General features: G+C 75.7%; 15 protein-coding genes. 5 read left to right on the top strand and 10 right to left on the bottom strand.

From position 1 onward, the window contains the following. The first annotated feature begins 33 nt into the window (after positions 1 to 33). Positions 34 to 1,722 carry a long-chain-fatty-acid--CoA ligase gene (locus tag ACT7CP_RS06980; protein WP_445443876.1) on the top strand — a complete coding sequence of 563 codons (1,689 nt, stop codon included), beginning with the start codon at positions 34 to 36 and terminating at the stop codon, positions 1,720 to 1,722. A gap of 40 nt (positions 1,723 to 1,762) precedes the next feature. Here ACT7CP_RS06980 and ACT7CP_RS06975 read toward each other — a convergent pair whose 3' ends face one another. Beyond that, complete coding sequence (locus tag ACT7CP_RS06975; RefSeq protein ID WP_445443875.1) at positions 1,763 to 2,443, bottom strand: hypothetical protein; 681 nt, start codon at positions 2,441 to 2,443, stop codon at positions 1,763 to 1,765. A gap of 255 nt (positions 2,444 to 2,698) precedes the next feature. Between ACT7CP_RS06975 and ACT7CP_RS06970 the strand changes: the two genes are divergently transcribed. After that, positions 2,699 to 4,348 (top strand): hypothetical protein, encoded by a 1,650-nt coding sequence (locus ACT7CP_RS06970; RefSeq protein ID WP_445443874.1) that lies wholly within the window; start codon positions 2,699 to 2,701, stop codon positions 4,346 to 4,348. Between the two features lie 21 nt (positions 4,349 to 4,369). Here the strand turns inward: ACT7CP_RS06970 and ACT7CP_RS06965 are convergent, their stop codons facing one another. From ACT7CP_RS06965 to gatC, 4 genes are read right to left on the bottom strand one after another with little or no spacing between them, the layout of a single operon-like run. Further along, complete coding sequence (locus ACT7CP_RS06965; protein WP_445443873.1) at positions 4,370 to 6,007, bottom strand: ABC-F family ATP-binding cassette domain-containing protein; 1,638 nt, start codon at positions 6,005 to 6,007, stop codon at positions 4,370 to 4,372. After that, positions 6,004 to 7,506, bottom strand: a complete 1,503-nt coding sequence (gatB, locus tag ACT7CP_RS06960; RefSeq protein ID WP_445443872.1) for an Asp-tRNA(Asn)/Glu-tRNA(Gln) amidotransferase subunit GatB — start codon at positions 7,504 to 7,506, stop codon at positions 6,004 to 6,006. Before gatB ends, ACT7CP_RS06965 begins: the two co-directional genes overlap by 4 nt. After that, complete coding sequence (gene gatA, locus ACT7CP_RS06955) at positions 7,506 to 9,053, bottom strand: Asp-tRNA(Asn)/Glu-tRNA(Gln) amidotransferase subunit GatA (protein WP_445443871.1); 1,548 nt, start codon at positions 9,051 to 9,053, stop codon at positions 7,506 to 7,508. The genes gatB and gatA overlap by 1 nt, the downstream gene beginning before the upstream one ends. Positions 9,054 to 9,060: 7 nt before the next feature. Beyond that, positions 9,061 to 9,429, bottom strand: coding sequence for an Asp-tRNA(Asn)/Glu-tRNA(Gln) amidotransferase subunit GatC (gene gatC, locus ACT7CP_RS06950; RefSeq protein ID WP_445443870.1), 369 nt, complete (start codon positions 9,427 to 9,429; stop codon positions 9,061 to 9,063). Between the two features lie 56 nt (positions 9,430 to 9,485). On the opposite strand from gatC, the gene ACT7CP_RS06945 reads away from it, so the two are divergent. Next, the gene (locus tag ACT7CP_RS06945) at positions 9,486 to 9,929 is read left to right on the top strand and encodes an META domain-containing protein (protein WP_445443869.1); all 444 of its coding nucleotides are present in this window, start codon (positions 9,486 to 9,488) and stop codon (positions 9,927 to 9,929) included. 74 nt (positions 9,930 to 10,003) lie between these two features. Here the strand turns inward: ACT7CP_RS06945 and ACT7CP_RS06940 are convergent, their stop codons facing one another. The 4 genes from ACT7CP_RS06940 to ACT7CP_RS06925 all read right to left on the bottom strand — a co-directional run bounded on the left by ACT7CP_RS06940 (position 10,004) and on the right by ACT7CP_RS06925 (position 16,391). Beyond that, the gene (locus ACT7CP_RS06940) at positions 10,004 to 11,392 is read right to left on the bottom strand and encodes an alpha/beta hydrolase (protein WP_445443868.1); all 1,389 of its coding nucleotides are present in this window, start codon (positions 11,390 to 11,392) and stop codon (positions 10,004 to 10,006) included. Positions 11,393 to 11,504: 112 nt separating this feature from the next. Further along, a complete protein-coding gene (gene ligA / locus ACT7CP_RS06935; RefSeq protein ID WP_445443867.1) occupies positions 11,505 to 14,021 on the bottom strand; it encodes an NAD-dependent DNA ligase LigA in 2,517 nt (838 codons plus the stop codon). 7 nt (positions 14,022 to 14,028) lie between these two features. After that, complete coding sequence (gene mnmA, locus ACT7CP_RS06930) at positions 14,029 to 15,189, bottom strand: tRNA 2-thiouridine(34) synthase MnmA (protein ID WP_445443866.1); 1,161 nt, start codon at positions 15,187 to 15,189, stop codon at positions 14,029 to 14,031. Beyond that, a complete protein-coding gene (locus ACT7CP_RS06925; protein WP_445443865.1) occupies positions 15,186 to 16,391 on the bottom strand; it encodes a cysteine desulfurase family protein in 1,206 nt (401 codons plus the stop codon). The genes mnmA and ACT7CP_RS06925 overlap by 4 nt, the downstream gene beginning before the upstream one ends. 18 nt (positions 16,392 to 16,409) lie before the next feature. On the opposite strand from ACT7CP_RS06925, the gene ACT7CP_RS06920 reads away from it, so the two are divergent. Further along, positions 16,410 to 18,467 (top strand): glycogen debranching protein, encoded by a 2,058-nt coding sequence (locus ACT7CP_RS06920; protein ID WP_445443864.1) that lies wholly within the window; start codon positions 16,410 to 16,412, stop codon positions 18,465 to 18,467. Positions 18,468 to 18,638: 171 nt separating this feature from the next. After that, on the top strand, positions 18,639 to 19,949 hold the full coding sequence (locus ACT7CP_RS06915; protein WP_445443863.1) for an SGNH/GDSL hydrolase family protein: 1,311 nt from the start codon (positions 18,639 to 18,641) through the stop codon (positions 19,947 to 19,949). An 83-nt stretch (positions 19,950 to 20,032) separates the two neighbouring features. Here ACT7CP_RS06915 and glgP read toward each other — a convergent pair whose 3' ends face one another. Then, positions 20,033 to 22,588, bottom strand: coding sequence for an alpha-glucan family phosphorylase (gene glgP, locus ACT7CP_RS06910; protein ID WP_445443862.1), 2,556 nt, complete (start codon positions 22,586 to 22,588; stop codon positions 20,033 to 20,035). Between the last annotated feature and the right edge of the window lie 260 nt (positions 22,589 to 22,848).

Raw genomic sequence — 22,848 nt, 5'->3', positions numbered from 1 at the left:
GCCGGGCGACCCCCGCGCCCTAGGGTGGGAGGGGTGAGCACCCCCACCGACCGGCCCTGGCTGGCCAGCTACGCGCCCGACGTCCCGCACGAGATCGACCTGCCGCAGGGATCGCTCGTCGACATCGTCGACCAGTCGGTGCTCCGCTTCCCCGGCGGCACGGCCCTCGACTTCCTCGGCGAGGAGACCAGCTACCGCGAGCTCGGCGAGCTGATCGCCCGGGCCGCGCAGGGCCTGCACGACGCCGGCGTCCGCGCGGGGGATCCCGTCGCGATCGTCCTGCCCAACTGCCCGCAGCACGTCGTCGCCTTCTACGCGGTGCTGCGCCTCGGCGCGGTGGTCGTCGAGCACAACCCGCTGTACACGCCGCGCGAGCTGCAGCACCAGTTCGAGGACCACGGCGCGCGCACGGTCATCGCGTGGGACAGGTCGGTCGCGACCATCCAGGCCCTGCCGGACGGCGTGCGGCCCGAGCGCATCGTATCGGTCGACGTCACACGCGCCATGCCGCTGAGGACCCGGCTGCTCCTCCGCCTGCCGATCCCGAAGGCGCGGGCGGCGCGCGCGGCCATCGCCGCGAAGGTGACCGGCACCACCACGTGGGAGCGGATCGCCGCCGCGGCGCCCCTGCCGACCGAGCACCCCCGGCCCCGGGCGTCCGACCTCGCGGTGATCCAGTACACGAGCGGCACCACCGGCACGCCGAAGGGCGCCGAGCTCACGCACCTCAACCTCAGCGCGAACGCCGCGCAGTCCCGGGCATGGGTGCCCACGGTCCCCCGCGGCACGAGCGTCGTCTACGCGGTGCTGCCGATGTTCCACGCGTACGGCCTGACCCTCTGCATCACCTTCGCGATGAGCATGGGGTCGCGCCTCGTGCTCTTCCCGCGCTTCGAGCCCGACCTCGTGCTGCAGGCGATCCGCCGCCACCCGCCGACGTTCCTCCCCGCCGTGCCGCCCATCTACGCGCGGCTCCGCGAGGCCGCCGCGGCGGAGGGCGTCTCGCTCGCGGGCATCTCGATCTCCATCTCGGGCGCGATGGCGCTGCCCGAGTCGGTCGTGGTGCCGTGGGAGGAGCAGACCGGCGGCTGGCTCGTCGAGGGCTACGGCCTCTCCGAGTGCTCGCCCGTGCTCATGGCCAACCCCGTCGGCGACACGCGTCGCGCGGGGACCGTCGGCCTGCCGCTGCCCAACACCGAGGTGCGCGTCGTGGATCCCGAGGACCCGTCCGTCGACCGCCCCGCGGGAGAGCCCGGCGAGCTGCTCGTGCGCGGACCCCAGGTGTTCCGCGGCTACCACGGCCGACCCGACGAGACCGCCGCCGTCCTCCTCGAGGGCGGCTGGTTCCGCACGGGCGACGTCGTGACGATCGACGCGGACGGCTTCGTGCGCATCGCCGACCGGATCAAGGAGCTCATCATCACGGGCGGCTTCAACGTCTCGCCGTCCGAGGTGGAGGAGGCCGTGCGCGAGCTGGACGGGGTGCGCGACGCGGCCGTCGTCGGCATCCCCCGCGAGGGCGGCGACGAGGAGGTCGTCGCGGCCGTCGTGCTGGAGGAGGGCGCGACGCTCGACGAGCAGGCCGCCCGCGCGACGCTCCGCGGCGAGCTCGCGGGCTACAAGGTGCCGCGGCGGATCGTGGTGCTCGACGAGCTGCCCACGTCGCTCCTCGGGAAGGTGCTGCGCCGGAAGGTGCGCGAGGGGATCGTCGAGGCGGGGTGACGGCCGGCCGCCGAGGATATCCCCGGCGGCCGCTCCCGGGCTAGAAGAAGTCGCCGCCGCCGAAGTCGCCGCCGCCGAGGTCCGCGCCGCCGCCGAAGTCGCCGGCCCCGAGGTCGCCGCTGCCGAAGTCGCCGGCACCCGCGTCGCCTGCGCCGGCGTCGGACGAGCCCGCGCCCGCTCCCGCGTCGCCGCCCTCGGCACCCGCGTCCGCCCCGGCGTCGCCGCCGTCCGCGCCCGCCTGGTCCTGGCCGACCGCGTCGGGGATGAGCGCCTGCGCGATGGCCGAGCCGACCACGACGCCCGCGATGGTGCCGAGCATGGATCCGGCGATCATGCCGCCCATGCCCATGCCGGCCCCGCCGCCGCCCGCGAGGCCGCCGCGCGGTCCGAGCGTGCGCTCGAGCGTGCCGGGCGCGCGCATCTCGGACCGGGTGGCCGAGCGCGCGAGCGACTCGGGGCGGTCGTCGACGGGGGCGTCCCCGTCGGCCGCGTCCGCGCTCAGCTGGCGGAAGAGGATCTCGCGCTGGTCGGGGGTGAGCTTCTGGAAGGCCTCGAGGTGCACCTCCTCGATCTTCTCGGGCGGCGCCGTGCGGAGGAGGTAGCGGTAGCGCTCGACGGCGACCTCGTCCGCGCTGCGCTCCTGCGGGGCGTCGCCGGCTGCACGGCCGGGTCGATCGGCGGGCTGCTCGTCGCGGCCCAGGAGCCTGTCCAGGAATCCCATGGTGGTGCCTCTCTGAGGGGCCGGATCGGCGGGGGTCGCCGAGCGCATCAGCCAGGCGTCACGCTATCCGGCGCGGCAGGGAGGCGCGTGGGAGGCGCGTGGACGACGCCCGGGCGACCGCCGTCAGGCGGCCCGCCCGGCTCGCCCGGCCCGCGCCGCCGTGCCCGGCGGACGCCCGACGGCCGGGCGGAGGAGTCCGTCCACGCGGGGCGGGCGATCCGCACGCGTGGACCGGGCGTCCCGTACCGTGGTCGGGTGCCGTCCTCGCTCCGCCTCCCCCGGTCCCTCCGCGCCTCCCTCTCCGTGATCGCCGCCGCCGGCCTCGTCGTCGGCCTCGGCGCCTGCACCGCGGAGGATCGCGCCCCCGAGGTGACGCGCCCCGTGACCGCCGCCCCCGACGCCCCGCTCACCGTGGTGGGCGAGGCCGACGACTCGGGCGCGTCCGTGGCGATGAGCGGCAGCCTGTTCCGTTCGGCCCCCGTCGCGGTGCTGGCTCCGTCCGGCGATCCGGCCGCGCAGGAGCTCGGCGCGGAGGCGGCCGTCGCGCTCGGCGCCCCGCTGATCGTCGCCGGGTCCGGCGCCCTGCCCGAGATCCAGCGCCTCGGGTCCTCCGGCGTGCTGGCCGTCGGCGACCTCGCGGAGGACGCGACCGCCGGCCTGCCCGAGACGACGACGGTCGTGCGCGCCGACCACGCGGCCGACGTGGCCCGCGCGACGGGCGCGGACGTCGCCGACGCCGCGGGCGCCGACCCCGCCGCGGCCGTGACGCGCGTGGCCGGGCTCGCCGTGCCCGTGGCCGACGCCTCCCCCGCGCCGTCACCGTCGGTGCCCGCCGGAGACGCCCTCCCGCCCACCGCGCCGGCGGACGCCCTCGCGGGCACCCACGCCCTCGCGACCGACGCCCCGTCGTCCCTCGCCGCGGTCGCCACGGCGCGCGCGGCCGGCGTCGGCGTCACGGTCGTGCCCGACGCGGCCCCGGATCCCCGCGCCTCCGCCGACGCGGTCGCGGCGCTGCACGAGGCGGGCGCCACGCGCACCATCGCCGTCGGCGCCGCCTACGCGGACGACGCCTCCCTCGAGGGCCGGATCCGCGCCGCCTCCACCGGCGACCAGCTGCCCGGCGGCGGCCAGCTCGTCCTCCCCGGCAAGCGGTACGTGGCGCTCTACGGCGCCGCGGGCACGGGCGCGCTCGGCGTGCTCGGCGAGCAGGGCCCCGCGGACGCCGTGGCGCGCGCCAAGGCGCAGGCCGCCGCGTACCAGCCCTTCTCCGACGAGCCGGTGATCCCCATGTTCGAGCTGATCGCGACGGTCGCCGCGGGCTCGGCGGGCCCCGACGGCGACTACTCCTCCGAGATCCCCGTGGAGACCCTGCAGCCGTGGATCGACGCGGCGCGGGACGCGGGCGTCTACGTCGTCATCGACCTGCAGCCGGGACGCACCGACTTCCTCACGCAGGCGAAGCGCTACGAGTCCGTGCTCGCACAGCCGGGCGTCGGCCTCGCCCTCGACCCCGAGTGGCGGCTCGGACCGGACCAGGTGCCGCTGAAGCAGATCGGCAGCGTGTCCGCCGCCGAGGTCGACGCGACCACCGACTGGCTCGCCGGGCTCGTGCGCGACCGCGGTCTCCCGCAGAAGATGCTCGTGCTGCACCAGTTCCGCCTGAGCATGATCCAGGACCGCGCCGCGCTCGACACCGCCCACCCCGAGCTCGCCATGCTCGTGCACGCCGACGGGCAGGGCGGCCAGCCCGACAAGCAGGCCACGTGGCGGGCGCTGCACGCGGACGCGCCGGCCGGCCTCGCGTGGGGCTGGAAGAACTTCATCGACGAGGACACGCCCATGCTGACGCCCGAGCAGACGATGCGCGACGTGTCGCCCGTGCCCGACCTCGTCACGTACCAGTAGGGGCGCGGCCGGGCGGGCCGGTCAGGACTCGGTGACGCGACCCGCGTCGACGTGCCAGTGCCGGTCGAGGCGCACGGCGTCGAGCATCCGCCGGTCGTGCGTGACGAGCAGCAGCGTGCCGTCGTAGGAGTCGAGCGCCTGCTCGAGCTGCTCGATGGCGGGCAGGTCGAGGTGGTTGGTCGGCTCGTCGAGCACGAGCAGGTTGACGCCGCGCGCCTGCAGCAGCGCGAGTCCCGCGCGCGTGCGCTCGCCCGGGGACAGCCCGTCCACGGGACGCGTCACGTGGTCCGCGCGCAGGCCGAACTTCGCGAGCAGCGTGCGGACCTCGGCGGGCGACATGTCCGGCACCTGCGCGGCGAACGACTCGGCGAGCGGCAGATCGCTGCGCAGCGACGCGCGCGCCTGGTCGATCTCGCCGACGTGCACGCTGCGCCCGGGCGACGCCTCGCCGCCGTCGGGGGCGATGCGGCCGAGGATCAGGCCGAGGAGCGTGGACTTGCCCGCGCCGTTGGGGCCGGTGATCCCGATCCGGTCGCCGCCGTCGACCTGCAGCGAGACGGGTCCGAGCGTGAAGGCGCCGCGGGTCACGGTCGCCTGGCGGAGCGTCGCGACCACGGCGCTGGACCGCGGCGCCTGCCCGATCGTGAAGGCCAGCTCCCACTCCTTGCGCGGCTCCTCGACCTCCTCGAGGCGGGCGATGCGGCTCTCCATCTGCCGGACCTTCTGGCCCTGCTTCTCGCTCGACTCGGCCGAGGCCTTGCGGCGGATCTTGTCGTTGTCGGGCGCCTTGCGCATCGCGTTCCGGACGCCCTGCGACGACCACTCGCGCTGCGTGCGGGCGCGCGCGACGAGGTCGGCCTTGGTGTCCGCGAACTGCTCGTACGCCTCCCGCGCGTGGCGGCGGGCGACCTGGCGCTCCTCGAGGAACGCGTCGTAGCCGCCCTCGTACACGCGGACGCTGTCCTGCGCGAGGTCGAGCTCGACGACCGTGGTGACGCAGCGCGCGAGGAACTCGCGGTCGTGCGAGACGAGCACGACGCCGCCGCGGAGTCCGCGCACGAAGGACTCGAGGCGCGCGAGGCCGTCGAGGTCGAGGTCGTTGGTGGGCTCGTCGAGGAGCACGACGTCGAAGCGGCTGAGGAGGAGCGCGGCGAGGGCGACGCGGGCGGCCTGGCCGCCGGAGAGGCCGGCGGTGGGCAGCTCCGGGTCGAGGTCGAGGCCCAGCTCCGCGAGCGTGACGGGCAGGCGCTCGTCGAGGTCGGCCGCGCCGCTCGCCATCCAGCGGTCGAAGGCGGTGCCGTACGCGTCGTCGGCGCCGGGCAGGCCCTCGCCGAGGGCGACGGCCGTGCGGTCGAGCTCCGCGGACGCCTCGGCGCAGCCCGTGCGGCGGGCGACGTAGCCCGCGACGGTCTCCCCCGGGATCCGCTCGTGCTCCTGCGGCAGCCAGCCGATGAACGCGTCGGCGGGCGAGAGCAGCACGCGTCCGTCCTGCGGCGCGTCGACGCCGGCGAGGAGCCGCAGCAGCGTGCTCTTGCCGGCGCCGTTCGCGCCGACGAGGCCGACGACGTCCCCGGGCGCGACCGTGAGGTCGAGCCCGGAGAACAGCGTGCGGTGCCCGTGGCCTCCGGCGAGGCCGCGGGCGACGAGGGTGGCGGTCACGAGGCCTGCGCGCGCTCCAGCACGAGCTCGCGGACGCGGGCCGCGTCCGCCTGGCCGCGCATGGCCTTCATCACGGCACCGATGACGGCGCCCGCGGCCTGCACCTTGCCGTCGCGGATCTTCGCGAGCACGTCGGGCTGCGCCTGGAGCGCGGCGTCGATCGCCTCGATCAGCGGCCCGTCGTCGGAGACGACCGCGAGGCCGCGGGCGTCCACGACCTCCTGGGCCGTGCCCTCGCCGTCGATGACGCCCTCGAGCACGTCGCGCGCGAGGCGGTTCGTGAGCGTGCCGGCCTCGACCAGCTCGATGACGGAGGCGACCTGCTCCGGCGTGATGAGCGTCGCCGCGTCCACGCCGCGCGCGTTGGCGATGCGGGCGATCTCACCCGTCCACCACTTGCGCGCGGCCTGCGGCGCGGCGCCCGCCTCGACCGTGCCGACGAGCTCGGTGAGGAGCCCGGAGTTCACGACGTCCTGGAACTCGAGGTCGGTGAAGCCCCACTCGGCCTTCAGCCGGCGGCGGCGGATCGCGGGCGCCTCGGGCAGCGCGGCCCGCAGCTCCTCGATCAGCTCCGCGCTCGGCTGCACGGGCAGCAGGTCGGGCTCCGGGAAGTAGCGGTAGTCGTCGGCGTCGCTCTTCGGGCGCCCGGCGGACGTGCGGCCGGTGTCCTCGTGCCAGTGCCGCGTCTCCTGCGTGATCGTGCCGCCGGAAGCGAGGATGGCCGCCTGGCGCTGGATCTCGTAGCGGATGGCGCGCTCGACGGAGCGGAGCGAGTTGACGTTCTTCGTCTCCGTGCGGGTGCCGAGCTTGCCGGATCCGCGCGGGCTCAGCGAGATGTTCGCGTCGCAGCGGAGGTTGCCGCGCTCCATCTTCGCGTCCGAGATGCCGAGCGCCACGACGATGTCGCGGATGGTCGAGACGTACGCCTTCGCGAGCTCGGGCGCCTCCGCCTCGGCGCCGTAGATGATGTCCGTGACGATCTCGACGAGCGGAACGCCCGCGCGGTTGTAGTCGACCAGCGAGTGGTCGGCGCCCTGGATCCGGCCCGTCGCGCCGCCCACATGCGTGAGCTTCCCGGCGTCCTCCTCCATGTGCGCGCGCTCGATCGGCACCGTGACGATGCGGCCGTCGGGCATCTCCACCTCGACCGAGCCGCGGAACGCGATGGGCTCGTCGAACTGGCTGATCTGGTAGTTCTTCGCGAGGTCCGGGTAGAAGTAGTTCTTCCGGGCGAAGCGGGAGCTCGGCGCGATCTCGCAGCCGAGCGCGAGGCCCAGGCTGATCGAGTACCGCACGGCCTGCTCGTTCACGACGGGCAGGGAGCCCGGCAGCCCGAGGTCCACCGGCGTGATGTTCGTGTTGGGCTCGCCGCCGAAGAAGTTCGGCGCGTCGGAGAACATCTTCGTGCGCGTGTTCAGCTCCACGTGCACCTCGAACCCGAGCACGGGCTCGAACATCTCGATGGCCTCGTCGTAGTCCATCAGCTCGGCCTTGGCCATCAGTGCGTGTCTCCGTCCGTGGTGCGGCGCGCGGCGCGCGCGAGCTCGGGTGCCTGGGCGAGCAGGGGCCCGCCCCACTGCCGCTCGAGGATCTGCTCGAGGGCGGCGCCGGCCGTGTAGAGGCGCGCGTCCTCGCGGGCGGGCGCCATGAACTGGATCCCGACGGGCAGCCCGTCCTCGGGCGCGAGCCCGATGGGGAGGCCGATGCCGGGGACGCCCGCGAGGTTCGCGGGGATCGTCGTGAGGTCGTTGAGGTACATCGCCAGCGGGTCGTCGAGCTTCTCGCCCAGCTTGAACGCCGTGGTGGGCGCGGAGGGCGTCACGAGCACGTCGACCTGCTGGAACGCGGCGTCGAAGTCGCGCTGGATGAGCGTGCGGACCTTCTGCGCGCTGCCGTAGTAGGCGTCGTAGTAGCCCGCGCTCAGGGCGTAGGTGCCGAGGATGATGCGGCGCTTGACCTCGGGGCCGAAGCCGGCCTCGCGGGTCGCGGCCATGACGTCCTCGACGGTGCCGCCGCCGGGCGGGTTCACCCGGAGGCCGAAGCGCACCGAGTCGAACTTGGCGAGGTTGCTCGACGCCTCGGCCGGGAGGATCAGGTAGTAGGCGGCGATGGCGTGCTCGAAGTTCGGGGCGGACACCTCGACGATCTCGGCGCCGGCCTGCTCGAGGAGCGCGAGCGCCTCGCGGAAGCGCTGCGTGACGCCGGCCTGGAAGCCCTCGCCGTCGAGCTGCTTCACCACGCCGACGCGGACGCCCTTCAGGGCCCCCTCGCGCTGCCCGGCCCGCGCGGCCTCCGCGAAGGAGGGCCAGGCGTCGGTGAGCGACGTGGAGTCGCGCGGGTCGTGGCCGCCGATGACGTCGTGCACGAGCGCGGAGTCGAGCACCGTGCGGGACACGGGCCCGACCTGGTCGAGGCTGGAGGCGAGCGCGATGGCGCCGTAGCGGCTGACGCCGCCGTAGGTGGGCTTGACGCCGACCGAGCCGGTGACGGCCGCGGGCTGGCGGATGGATCCGCCGGTGTCGGAGCCGAGCGCGACGGGCGCCTCGAACGCGGCGACCGCGGCCGCGGATCCGCCGCCCGAGCCGCCGGGGATGCGGTCGAGGTCCCACGGGTTGTGCGTGGCGCCGAACGCGGAGTGCTCGGTGGAGGAGCCCATCGCGAACTCGTCCATGTTGGTCTTGCCGAGGGGCACGAGGCCCGCGGCGCGGAGGCGCTGCACGACGGTGGCGTCGTAGGGCGGGGTCCAGCCCTCGAGCATGCGGGAGCCCGCGGTGGAGGGCATGTCGATCGTGCAGAGCACGTCCTTGATGGCGATGGGGACGCCGGCGAGCGGGCCGAGCGCGGCCCCCTCGGCGCGCTGCGCGTCGATCTCGGCGGCGCGCCCGAGGGCGGCTTCCCCGGAGACGTGCAGGAACGCGTGGACGTCGCCGTCGACGTGGTCGATGCGATCGAGGTGCGCGCGCACGGCGTCGACGCTCGACACGTCGCCGGATGCGAGGCGGTCGGCGAGGGCGGAGGCGCTGAGGCGCGTGAGGTCGTCGGTCATGGTGCTCCTACTGCTCTTCGCCGAGGATCGCCGACACCCTGAAGCGGCTGCCGTCGTGCTCGGGCGCGCCGGCGAGGGCCTGCGCGGTGGTCAGGGTCTCGCCGGGCACATCGGGCCGGTAGACGTTGACCAGCGGGATCGGGTGGCTCGTGGCGGGGACGTCGGGCGTCGCGACCGCGGTGACCTTCGCGACCGACTCGACGATGAGGCCGAGCTCGGCCGTGAGGGTGTCGATCTCCTCGTCGCTCAGGCGGATGCGCGCGAGGCCGGCGAGGTGCTGCACCTGCTCCCGGCTGATCTGCTCCATCGGGGTCGGCGCCTGGGGGGTCTCGTCCCCGCTGGTCGCGTCGGCGGGCTCGGGCCGGGTGTCGGGCATGCGTCTCCAAAGGACTGTGTGCGGGGGTACCGGGAGATTCTATTAGCGTGACCCCCATGCCCACCGCAGCCCGGATCCCCGCCCGACGCCGATCCGGTCGCCGCCTGGGCCTCCCGGTCGCCGCCGTCGCCGCGCTGGTGCTCCTCCCCCTCGCCGGCTGCGCGCCCGTCAGCGACGTGCGCGGCAACTGGCACCTCGTCGCCGGGTCCGACGCCGCGGGGGACCTCGGGGTGGGCGACGCGCTGGTCACGATGCGCGTCGGCGGCGGCGCGATCAGCGGACGCGGGCCCTGCAACGACTACCGCGGCCCGCTCGGCGACGCGGGTGACGGCATGCTCGCCGGCGTGGTCCCGGGCACGCTCCCCTGCGGCGACGGCGGGCTCGAGGCGCGCTACCTCCGGGACATCGTGCGGGTCTCCTCGCTCGAGGTCGAGGACGGCCACCTCGTCGCGAGCGGCGGCGACGTCCGCCTGGAGTACGCCGAGCGCAGCCGGCGCTGACGGCGGGCGGGCTGCTGCTGCCCGTCGCGCGCCGCCCGTGGGCCGCGGGCCGTGCGCCGTGGGCCGCGTGGGTGCTAGCGCCCGCTCGCGGCCGTCGTCAGGTCATCGAGCACCTGCCGGCCGATGCCGATGAGCGCGAGGTTCCGGAACGACTCCGTGCCGCGGTCGAAGTAGCTGTTGTGCCCGACGACGCCCTCCAGGCCGCCGTCGGCCGAGACGCCCGCGGATCCGGGGGTGCCGCCCACGTCGAAGCCCTCCGCGCCGAAGCGGGGGCTGCCGGGGTCCGAGCCGAACCAGCTCGACCCCACGACCGGATCCCACGGCGCCTGCCCGACGAACACGCGGCCGGCGGGCACCGCCAGCTGGGACGCCGTGCGCACGCCGCCGCCCGGCGAGCCGACGACGGCCAGGGCGTCCACGGACGCCCGCCCGCTCGACAGCGCGAGCAGCGCCGCCGTCGAGCCGTAGGAGTGCGCGATGACGCTGAGGTGCGGCGGGTCCTCGCGGCGGAGCCCCTGGATCCCCTGGATCGCGTCCTCCAGGTACGCCGCCCCCTCCTCGGCCAGGTCGAGCGTCCCGATGCCGAGGAGGTCGGGCGTGCGGTAGCCGATCCAGGCGATGGTGGCCGCGCCGCCCGCCGCGCCCGCGCCGCTGCTGCTGCCGCCGCTGCCGAGCAGCGTCGCCTGCTGCTGCTGGAGGCGCGCGGCGACGTCGGTCCAGTCGACCAGGCGGTCGGACACCGAGTAGTACATGCCGGGCACGACGATGTCGACGTAGGACGCGGTCGCGAGGTCGCCCATCACGACGCCGGCGCGGCCCGGCCACACCACGTCGAGCGCGAGGAGGGAGCGCGCGGGGCCGCCGGGCTGGGGCTCGAGCGCCTCCCGCACCTGCGCGAGCAGACGGAGGTCCCGCCCGAGCGCGCGCTGCGCCCCGCGCCCCGGGGTGGCCGCCGCCGTCGCGTGCAGCTCGCGCTCCCGCTGGTCCAGGTAGCGCCGGTTCGCCGCGTCGCGCTCGGCGAACGGCACGCCCTCGAGGTTCCCGACCAGCTCGGGCATCCCCTCGGCGAGGGCGCGGCGCTCGGCGGGCGCGAGGGCGGCCCACCAGGCGACGACGCCGGAGACCGCGGGCGGGCGGCGGATGAGCTCGCGCACCGTGCCGGGGATCGCCCGGGCGAGGCGCTGCAGCTCGGGCACGTCGAGCGCCGGGAGCGCGCCGAGGAGGGCGACGGGCGACGTGCCGCGGAGCGCCGCGTCGGACACGCGCGCGTCCCGGAGCTGCGCCACCACGCGCGCCGGGCTCGGCACGTGCGCGCCCGTCGCGGGGTCGGCCGCGCCGGGACCCGCGAGCACCGCGGTCGGGCCGGGAGCCGCCGCAGCCGGAGCCGCGGGCACGACGACGGCCCCGACCAGCCCGCAGGCGATGGCCGAGGCGATGAGCACCGCGCGGACGCGAGATGACACGATCGGAGAGCCCCCAGTGACCCGGCGCGGGCGGGCCGGCGCCGGAGGGTGGCGGGCCCTGCGCCGATGCGCTCCCATGCTATCGGCGAGGGGAGCGCATCGGGAGGCCCGATCAGGCGGGGTCGGGGTCCCCGTTCGGGGCTGCGTCCGCGGCGGCCTCCGCCGCCAGGACGGCGCCCTCCGCGGGGACGGCGTCCGCCGGAGCCTTCGGCTTCCGCGCGCGCTTCGGCTTCGGCTCGACCGGGGCGGCGTCGGCGTCGGTGTCCGCGGGACCCGCGGGCTCGGCCTCCGGCAGCGCGATGGCGTCCGGCCCCTGCTCCACGAGCAGGCGGAACTCGGCCGCGTCGATGATGCGGACGCCGAGCGCCTCCGCCTTGCCGAGCTTCGAGCCCGCGCCCGGGCCGGCGGCGACGTAGTGCGTCTTCTTGCTGACGCTGGATCCGGCCTTGCCGCCCGCCGCCATGATCGCCTCGAGCGCGCCCTCGCGGGTGTACCCCTCGAGCGATCCGGTGGCGACGACCGTGAGGCCCGCGAGCACGCCGCCCGCGGCCGCCGCGGCACCAGGCCCCGGGTGCCCGGGGACGGCCGTGACGACGCCGGCCCTCTCCCAGCGGTCCACGATCTCGCGGTGCCAGTCGACCTCGAACCAGTCGAGCAGCGCGTCGGCGATGATGCCGCCCACGCCGTCGACGGCCGCGAGCTCCTCGCGGCTGGCGGCGCGGATCGCGTCGAGCGAGCCGAACCAGCCGGCCAGCGCGCGCGCGGCGACCGGGCCGACGTGACGGATGCTGAGCGCCACGAGGATGCGCCAGAGGTCCTGCGTCTTCGCCTTCTCGAGGTTCTCGAGGAGCACCTCGGCCGACTTCGACGGCACGCTGTCGGGGTCGCCCCAGGGGGCGGCCGGGTCGAACTCACCGTCGCGCTTCTGTCGGCGACGCCGGAACGGGGTGACGCGCTTCGCCTCGCCCGTCCTCTCGTCCACCTTGAGCATCCCGGTCTCGGCGTCGCGGACGACGACCGTGATGGGGACGAGGTCGGCCATGGTCAGCTCGAACAGGCCCGCCTCGGTCTCCAGCGGCGGGTCCTCCGGCTCGAGCGGCTGCGTGAGGGCGGCCGCGGCGACCTCGCCGAGGCCCTCGATGTCGAGCGCGCCGCGGGAGGCGACGTGCTCGACGCGCCCGCGCACCTGCGCCGGGCAGCTGCGCGCGTTGGGGCAGCGGAGGTCGATGTCGCCCTCCTTGGCGGGCCGGAGCGGCGTGGAGCACTCGGGGCAGAGCGTCGGCATGACGAACTCGCGCTCGGTGCCGTCGCGGAGCTCGACGACCGGGCCGAGCACCTCGGGGATGACGTCGCCGGCCTTGCGGAGGACGACGGTGTCGCCGATGAGCACGCCCTTGGCCTTCACGACCTGCTGGTTGTGCAGCGTGGCCTGGCGCACCTCGGATCCGGCCACCTCGACCTTCTCCATGACGGCGAACGGCGTGGCCCGGCCGGTGCGGCCGACGCTGACGACGATGTCGAGGAGCTTCGTGTTGACCTCCTCGGGCGGGTACTTGTACGCGGTGGCCCAGCGCGGCGCGCGGCTGGTGGCGCCGAGCTCCTCGTGGAGCCCGAGGTCGTCGACCTTGATGACGATGCCGTCGATCTGGTGCTCGACCTCGGCGCGGTGCGCCCCGTGGCGGCGCACGAAGGCCACGACGTCGGCGACGTCGTCGAAGACGCGGAAGTGCGTGGAGATGGGCAGGCCCCAGCCGGCGAGGAGCCCGTAGACCTCCGACTGCGCGGACACGTGCGCGTCGCGCTCGAGCTCCCGCACGGGCCACGCGCCGATGCCGTGCACGAGCATGCGGAGGCGGCGGATGCGCGCCTGCATGAGCTCGAGGCGCGCCGCGGTCTTCCCCTCCTCCTTCTGACGAAGGGATCCGGCGGCCGCGTTGCGGGGGTTCGCGAAGACGCGCTCGCCCACCTCCAGCTGCCGGGCGTTGAGCTCGTCGAACTCGGCGACGGGGAAGAAGATCTCACCGCGCACCTCCACGAGCGGCGGGTGGCCGGTGCCGGCCAGGCGCTCGGGGACGGTGCCCATGGTGAGGACGTTCTGCGTGACGTCCTCCCCGACGACGCCGTCGCCGCGCGTGGCCGCCGTGACGAGCACGCCGTGCTCGTAGCGCAGGTTGATGGCGAGCCCGTCGATCTTGAGCTCGCTCAGGTAGCGGACCCGGCCGCTGCCGGCGTCGCGCTCGACCTTCGCCGCCCACTCGGCGAGCTCCTCCTCGCTGAAGACGTTGTCGAGGCTGAGCATCCGCTCGGCGTGCGTGACGGGGGCGAAGAGCGTGGTCTCGGCCCGGCCGCCGACCCGCTGGGTGGGGCTGTCCTGGCTGCGGAGCTCGGGATGCGCCTCCTCCAGCGCCTCGAGCTCGTGCACGAGCGCGTCGTACTCGGCGTCGCTGACGGTGCTCGCGTTGCCCTCGTAGTACTCGTCGCGGTGGCGCTCGATCTCGGCGCGCAGCTCGTCGACGCGCGCGGACGCGGCCGCGACGTCGGGGGGCGTGGTGGCGAGCGGCGTGGTGGCGGAGGCGGCGTCATCGGCGGCAGCGGTGGCGGCAGCGGATCCCGTGGTGGCGTCGCTCATGGCCCGGTCACTCCCCCGCCGTCGCGCCGACGAGGTCGGATCGCGCGGGCGGCCGCGCGTCGGCGACGGCGCTCACGGTGCGGTCGATGGTGACCTGGCCGAGCACGCGCGTGCCGGCGTAGACGACGGCGGTCTGCCCGGGGGCGACGCCGAGCAGGTGCTCTCGCGGAATGATCACGAGCTCCACCCTGCCGTCGACCACCGACACCGCGGCGCGCGCGGGGACGGGGTCGGCGTGGGCGCGGATCTGCACGTCGCAGTCGAACGGCTGGTCGGGGCGCGTGGGCGGCGTCCCCGCCCAGCTGAAGGACGATCCGGCGATCTCGCGGATGGCGAGCGCCTCCTGCGGCCCCACCACCACCGTGTTGTCCTTCGGCCGGATCTCCAGCACGAACCGCGGGCGCCCGTCGGCCGCGGGCGTGCCGATCGCGAGTCCCTTCCGCTGCCCGACCGTGAAGGCCGCGGCGCCGGCGTGCGTGCCGATCACGGCACCCGCGCCGTCGAGGATGTCCCCGGGCGCGGCCCCCACGCGGTCGGCGAGCCAGCCGCGGGTGTCGCCGTCCGGGATGAAGCAGATGTCGTGGCTGTCGGGCTTCTGCGCCACCTGGATCCCGCGCGCCGTCGCCTCCGCGCGCACCTCCGCCTTCGAGGGCGTCGAGCCGAGCGGGAAGTACGAGTGCGCGATCTGCTCGGCCGTCAGCACGCCGAGGACGTACGACTGGTCCTTCGCCCACGCAGCCGCGCGGTGCAGCTCGGGCCGGCCGTCGGGGCCCGGGATCACGTCGGCGTAGTGGCCCGTGCAGACCGCGTCGAAGCCGAGGTCGAGCGCCTTCTCCAGGAGCGCGGCGAACTTGATCCGCTCGTTGCAGCGCATGCAGGGGTTCGGGGTGCGGCCCGCCTGGTACTCGGCGACGAAGTCGTCGACGACGTCGGCGGCGAAGCGCTCGGAGAAGTCCCACACGTAGAACGGGATCCCGAGGAGGTCCGCGGCGCGGCGGGCGTCCATCGAGTCCTCGATCGTGCAGCAGCCGCGGGATCCGGTGCGGAGCGTGCCCGGCATCCGGCTGAGCGCGAGGTGCACGCCCGTCACGTCGTGCCCGGCGTCGACGGCGCGGGCGGCGGCCACGGCGGAGTCGACTCCGCCACTCATCGCTGCGAGGATCTTCACCCCGTGAGCCTACGCGCCGCCCGGCCCGCGAGGCCCGCCCGCGAGGCCCGCGCCACGGCGTCCGGGAGGGCCGCGAGGAGCGCGTCGACGTCGGCGTCGGTGGTCGTGCGGCCGAGCGTGAAGCGGAGCGCGCCGCGGGCCTCGTCCTCGGGGACGCCCATGCCGAGGAGCACGTGCGAGACCTCGGGCACGCCGGCCTGGCACGCGGACCCGGTGCTCACCGAGACGCCCGCCATGTCGAGGAGGAGGAGCAGCGAGTCGCCCTGGCAGCCGGCGAAGGTGAGGTGCGCGTTGCCGGGGAGGCGGCCGGCGGGGTCCGGGTCGCCGCGGAGCACGGCGCCCGGGACGTCGCGCAGCGCGGTCGCCACGAGGCGGTCGCGGAGGGCCCGGAGCCGGATCCTCTCGGCGTCGAGCTCGGCGACGGCGAGCGTGACGGCCGCGGCGAACGCGACCGCGGAGGCGGCGTCCTGCGTGCCCGAGCGGACCTGGCGCTGCTGGCCGCCGCCGTGGATCTGCGCGTCCACCCGGGCCTGCCGCGCGAGCACGAGCGCGCCCACGCCGACCGGCCCGCCGACCTTGTGCGCCGAGACGCTCACCGCGGAGACGCCCGCGTCGCGCCAGCGGCGGAACGGGACGGGCATGTGCCCGAGGGCCGCGACCGCGTCGACGTGCACGGGCACGCCGTGCGCGCGGGCGAGCGCGGCGAGCTCCTCGACGGGCTGGATGGTGCCGACCTCGTTGCTCGCGGCGAGGAAGGTGAGGAGGGAGACCGAGGCGGGGTCCGCGGCGAGCGCGGCGCGCACGGCGTCCACCTCGATGCGTCCGAGGGCGTCGATCGGGAGCCGCTCCACGACGGCCCCGCGCCGCTCGAGCCACGCGACCGTGTCGACGGTGGCGTGGTGCTCGCCGTCGGGCACGAGGATCCGGGTGCGCCGGAGATCCTCCGCGACGCGCGCGCCGTGCAGGCCCTTGATCCCGAGGTTCACGGCCTCCGTGCCGCCGGAGGTGAGCACGACCTCCACGGGATCCGCGTCCAGCGCCCGGGCGATGCCCTCGCGCGCCTCCTCCAGCACGCGCCGCGCCTCCTGGCCGTGCGAGTGGATGGAGGACGGGTTCCCCACCAGGGTGAGCGCCCCGGCGAGCGCGGCGATCGCCTCGGGCCGCATCGGGGTGGTCGCGGCGTGGTCGAGGTACACCGTCATGGCCCTAGCCTAGGTCGCATGCCGCGCCCCGGATCGCCCGAGCCCCTGGGGCTGACGCTCTCCGACCAGGGCGGCACGCTGCGCCTCGTGAGCCACGGCGCGTCCGCCGTGGAGCTCACCGTCTCGGCCGTCGACGACCCCCGGCGGGTGGCCGAGGTCGTCGCCATGGAGCGCGGCGACGGCGGCGTGTGGACGGGATCCAGCGCGCGGCTCGTGCCGGGCACGGCGTACTCCGTGCGGGTCGACGGCGACCCCGCGCCCGGCGACTCCTTCGACCCGACCCGGCACCTCATCGACCCGTACGCGCGCGGCCTCGTGCAGGTCGGCCCCGCCGCGTGGCGCTCGGTCGTGACGAGCGACGTGCCCGCGGCGGAGCGCGCCGCCCGCCGCGCCGCGCGACCCGACGTGCCGCGCGACCGGCAGGTGCTCTACGAGCTGCACGTCCGGGGGTTCAGCAAGCTCGACGAGCGGCTGCCGGAGGAGCTCCGGGGCACGTACGCGGGCCTGGGGCACGAGGCGTCCGTCGCGCGCCTGGTCGACCTCGGGATCACGACGGTCGAGCTCCTGCCCGTGCACGCGTCCACGAGCGAGGAGCGGCTGCGCGCGCAGGGCCGGATCAACCACTGGGGCTACAACACGCTCGCCTACCTGGCGCCGCACGCGCCCTACGCCACCCGTCGCGCGCGCGACGCGGGGGCCGATGCCGTCGCCGCCGAGTTCCGCGGCATGGTCGACGCGCTGCACGCGGCCGGGATCCAGGTCGTGCTGGACGTCGTGTACAACCACACGGCCGAAGAGGGCGCGGACGGGCCCGTCACGAGCCTCCGCGGGATCGACGGCTCCCGCTACTACCGGCACGCGCCGGACGGCACGCCCATCGACGTCACCGGCTGCGGCAACACAGTGGACCTGTCCCGGCCGGACGCGCAGCGCCTCGTGCTCGACTCGCTCGAGCACTGGTCCGACGTGATGGGCGTGGACGGCTTCCGGTTCGACCTCGCCGTGACCCTCGGCCGCGACGAGCACGTCGACTTCGACCCCGACCACCCGCTCCTCCGCGCCATCGTCGAGGACGAGGCGCTCCAGGGCCTCCTCATGATCGCCGAGCCGTGGGACGTCGGCATGGGCGGCTGGCGGACCGGCGGGTTCGGATCCGGCTGGAGCGAGTGGAACGACGGCTACCGCGACCGCGTCCGCGACTTCTGGCTCACGGACGTCGGCGAGGCCCGCCGTTCCGGGCGCGCGCCGAACGGCGTCGGGGCGCTCGCGTCGTGCCTGGCCGGATCCTCGGGCACGTTCGCCGCCGAGCGCGGGCCGCTCGCGTCGGTGTCCTTCGTCACGGCCCACGACGGGTTCACGCTCGCCGACCTCACCTCGTACGACCGCAAGCACAACAGCGGCAACGGCGAGTCCAACCGCGACGGGACGGACACGAACCGCTCCTGGAACCACGGGGTGGAGGGGCCGACGCGCGACGCCGCCGTCCTGGCCGCCCGTCGCCGGACCTCGCGGAACCTCCTCGCGACGCTCCTGGTGTCGGCCGGCGTCCCCATGCTCACGATGGGCGACGAGCGCGGCCGCACCCAGCGCGGGAACAACAACGGCTACTGCCTCGACAACGAGGCCACGTGGCTGCACTGGGACGAGGACGCGTGGCGGCTCGACCTGCACGCGACCACGCGGCACCTCCTCCGCATCCGCCGGGAGAACCCCGCGCTCCGGCCCGTGCGCTACGCCGCGCCCGACGCGCACGTGCCGAGCGCGTCCGTGCTCGCCTGGCGCGACGCGGACGGCGCGCCCATGACCGACGCCGCCTGGGAGTCCACGGCCACGCGCACGCTGCAGTGGATCTCCACCTCCACCCCCGAGACCGAGGACCCGAGCACGGTGCTCGTCGTGGTGCACGGCCTCGAGACCCGCCAGGCCGTGACGCTGCCCGTGCACGACGGCGTGACCTCCTGGCGGCTGCTGTGGACGAGCGAGTGGGAGCGGCCCGAGGTCGTGACCGCGGACGACGCGCCCGGCGACCGCGTCGAGGTCGACGGGCCGGCGCTGCGGATCTACCGCGCCGGCTGAGCGCAGCGGGCCGGACGGGGACGGGGGCCGACGCGATCAGACGCGGCTGTCACGGCGTCCGACCCGGACGGGGGCCGCGGCGGGTTCGCGTCCCCCGCCGCTCGTGTGCTCTCCTGGACGGGCCCGCACGATCCGCCGCGCCCGCCGCGCCCGAGACCGAGGACGCCGCCCGTGACCCACGAGTCCCCCGCCCCGCCCGCCGACCCCGACGGCCCCGCCCGTCGCCGCACCCTCACCCGCCGCGCGCTCGTCGCCGGCGGGGGCCTCGCCGCGCTCTCGGCCGTCGCCGCCGTCGCCGGCTGCACGACCACCCCGCGCCCGACCGACCCCACGGCGAGCGCATCCGGCACCCCCTCCCCGGATCCCGGCGACCCGGCCGCCCCGCCCGTCACGGCGTCCGGCGGCCCGCCCATCGCCCCCATGACCTACGCCCCCGACGACGCGCTCGCCGGCTTCTACGCGCTGCGCGACCGCGTGCGCGAGCGCCGCCTCACCGTCGGCGTCCTCGGCGACAGCATCACCGAGGGGCAGGGCGCGTCCACCCTGCAGCACGCCTACCCGGCCCAGCTCCGCGACCGGCTGCGGGGCGCGTACCCGTCGGGCGCGCGCGGCGGGCTCGACTACGTCGCGTCCCGGCACCAGATCACGGTCCCCGCCGACCAGGGCTTCCGCTTCGCCGGGCAGCCCGAGCCGGGCGGCCGCCACGGCTGGGGGCGCCGCGTCGTCCCGCTCACCAAGGCGTCCGGCCCCGGCACGTACACCGCGCGCATGACCTCGGCGCGGGTCTGCTGGTGGGCACCCGGCCTCGACGCCGCCATCACGGTGGCGGTCGACGACGGCGCGCCCGAGACCGTGCGCGCGGAGGCGGGCGGGTCCCTCACCTGGACGAGCCCGGCGCTCGACTCCGCGGAGCACACGATCGAGGTGGCGTGGGCGGGCGGCCGGCCCGAGCTCGAGGGCGCGTGGCTGTTCGACGGCGACGAGGACCGCGGCGTCCACGTCATCGAGGGCGGCAACTCGGGCTCGCAGCTCTGGCAGCTCTCGGAGAAGGCGCGGCCGGACGGCGTGAGCACGTGGATCCGCTCGGCCCCGCGCTTCGAGCTCGACCTGTGGATGCCGGAGCACCTCATCAACGACGTGGTTGTCCGCACGCCCGAGCAGGTGCGCTCCGACGCGGCCGTGCTCATCGAGCTGATCCGCACGACGAGCGAGGCGCCCATCCTCTTCACGCCGCCGTACGAGCGCACGACGCTGCCGATCCCCGGGACCACCTGGGCCGACTACATCGGGGCCCTGCGCGACGCGGCGTCCGTGGATCCGCTCGCCGACGTGTTCGAGATCGGCGCCCACATCCCGCGCATGGTGGGCGAGGGCGCGTCCGACCCGTACGGCTGGATGGGCCCGGGCAACCACCCGAACGACAAGGGGTACGCGCGGTTCGCCGAGGTGCTCGCCGCGAAGCTCACCGCGACGCCGGCCTGACCCGGCCAGGCCAGGCCCGGCCCGGCCCGGCCCACGGGAGCGTCGCGGGCGGGAGCGCGAGGACGCGCGCCCGCCCGCCCGCGTCAGCTCGCGACCGCGACCAGCCCCGGCTCCGCGCTCGACGCCAGCAGCTCGTGCCGCGGCACCACGCGCACGGTGTAGCCGAAGGGACCGGCGCTCGCGAGCGGGACGGTGCCGACGTACTCCTGCTGGCCGCCGGATCCGCCGACGGGCGCGAGCGCGTGGCGCACGACGTCCGTGAGCACGTCGCCGTCGCCCGTCCGCCCGTGCACGACCTCGACGGTGACGTCGTCGACGTCGAGCCCGCCGAGCGCGACCCAGGCGCGGACCCGCAGCTCGTCGCCCACCTGCGCCTGCTGCGCGACGCCCTCGGACTCGACGTGCGCGACCTGCACGGACGGCCAGGCGGCCGCAACCCGTCCCCGCCATGCGGCGAGCTCCCGGGCCCGCGCGTGATCGTCGGCGGCGACGATCCGCTGCGCCCGGCCCGCCGGCACGTACAGCCGCTCGACGTACTGGCGCACCATGCGGTCAGCGCTGAGCTCGGGCGAGAGCGTCCGCAGCGTGTGCCGGATGTCGTGCACCCAGCCCGCGGGCACGCCGTCGGCGTCGCGCTCGTAGAAGCGCGGCGCGATGCGGTTCTCGATGAGGTCGTAGAGCGCGGTCGCCTCCATCGCGTCGCGCTCGGCGCCGTCGTGCGCCCGGTCGGCGGACGGGATGGCCCAGCCGTTGACGCCGTCGAAGTACTCGTCCCACCAGCCGTCGAGGATCGACAGGTTGAGCGCGCCGTTGAGCGCCGCCTTCATGCCGGACGTGCCGCAGGCCTCGAGCGGCCGCAGCGGGTTGTTGAGCCACACGTCGGTGCCCGGGTAGAGCAGCTGCGCCATGCCGATGTCGTAGTCGGGCAGGAACACGAGCCGGCCGCGGATCTCCGGCTCGGCCGCGAAGCGCACGAGCTCCTGGATGAGGCGCTTGCCCTCGTCGTCCGCCGGGTGCGACTTGCCGGCCACGACGATCTGCACGGGCCGGTCCGGGTCGGTGAGGATCCGGCGGAGGCGCTCCCGGTCGTGGAGCATGAGCGTCAGGCGCTTGTAGGTCGGCACGCGCCGGGCGAAGCCGATGGTGAGCACCTCGGGGTCGAGCACGTCCTCGAGCCACGCCGGCTCGACCGCGCCCGGGTTCTGCTCGCGCCAGGCGCGCGTGACGCGTCGGCGGGCGTCGGCGACGAGCTGGCGGCGCATGCGCCCGCGCACGTCCCACAGGTCGCCGTCGGTCACTGTTGGATCCGACCAGTCGGCCTCCGTGGTGTCCCAGGTGCCGAGCCGCTCGCGGGCGAGGGACATGAGCATCGGATCCGTCCACGTGGGCGCGTGCACCCCGTTGGTGACGCTCGTGATCGGCACCTCCTCGGTGTCGAACCCCGGCCAGAGCCCGGCGAACATGCCGCGGCTCACCTCGCCGTGCAGCTGCGAGACGCCGTTGGCGCGCTGCGCGAGGCGGAGGCCCATGAGCGCCATGTTGAACACGCCCGGGTCGCCGCCGTCGTGCGCCTCCGCGCCGAGCTCCAGGACGCGGTCGGCGGGCACGCCCGGCAGGAGGGCGTCGGTCACGTGCGCGTGGACGAGCCCGACGTCGAACCGGTCGATGCCCGCGGGCACGGGCGTGTGCGTCGTGAAGACCGTGCCGGCCCGCACGACCTGCAGCGCCTCGTCGAAGTCGAGCCCGTCGGCCATGAGCGCCTGGATCCGCTCGAGCCCGAGGAAGCCCGCGTGGCCCTCGTTGGTGTGGAACACCCGCGGCACGGGCGACCCGGTGACGCGGGAGTGCGCCGCGATCGCGCGCACCCCGCCGATGCCGAGCAGCAGCTCCTGGTGCAGCCGGTGCTCGCCGCCGCCGCCGTAGAGGCGGTCGGTGACGCCGCGGAGGTCGTCGTCGTTCTCGGGCACGTCCGTGTCGAGGAGCAGCAGCGGGATCCGGCCGACGCGCGCCGTCCAGACGCGCGCGTGCAGCGTGCGGCCGGCGGGCAGGCCCAGCTCGACGTGCACGGGCGCCCCGTCGGCGTCGCGCAGCACCTGGAGCGGCAGGCCGTCCGGGTCGAAGACGGGGTACGTCTCCTGCTGCCAGCCGTCGGAGGAGATCCCCTGGCGGAAGTAGCCCGAGCGGTAGAAGAGGCCGACGCCCACGAGCGGGACCCCGAGGTCGGACGCGCTCTTCAGGTGGTCCCCCGCGAGGATGCCGAGGCCCCCCGAGTACTGCGGCAGCGCGGCGGCGATCCCGAACTCGGGCGAGAAGTAGCCGATCGCCTCGGGCACGTCCCCCTCGAGGGACTGGTACCAGCGGGGCTCCCGCACGTAGGCGCGGAGATCGGCGCGCTGCTCCTCCGCCCACGCGACGAAGCCCTCGTCGGCGGCGAGCTCGCGGAGCCGGTCCTGGTCGACGGCGCCGAGCAGCGCGACGGGATCGTGTCCCGTCCCCTCCCAGAGCTCCGGGCTCACGTGCGCGAACACGCGGCGGGTGGGCTCGTACCAGGACCACCTCAGGTTGCCGGCGAGCTCGTCCAATGCGGACAGCTCCTCCGGGAGGACGGCGCGGACGGTGAACCTGCGGATGGCCTTCACGGGACTCCCTCGGACCGAGATGCAGCGCGCGGACCCGCGCGGATGGGACCCGAGCCTAGGGGCGCGGGGTGCTCGGCACCAGGGTCCCCGACCCGGACGGCACCCGGCCGGACAGGCGGTGTCGGGCGGGCGGCGGTCGTCCGAACGGCGTCCGTCGCCGCCGCGTCGAGCGACAGGCGCCGGGCGCACGGGCTACGGTCGAACAGTGACCACACCCCAGGACGGACCCGATCCCCTCCCCCGCCCGGTGCGCGGCCGTG

It is taken from the genome of Clavibacter rahimiani (assembly GCF_052654495.1).
Note: the sequence above shows the minus strand (reverse complement) of the source record. Positions and strands in the feature narration are given on the sequence as shown.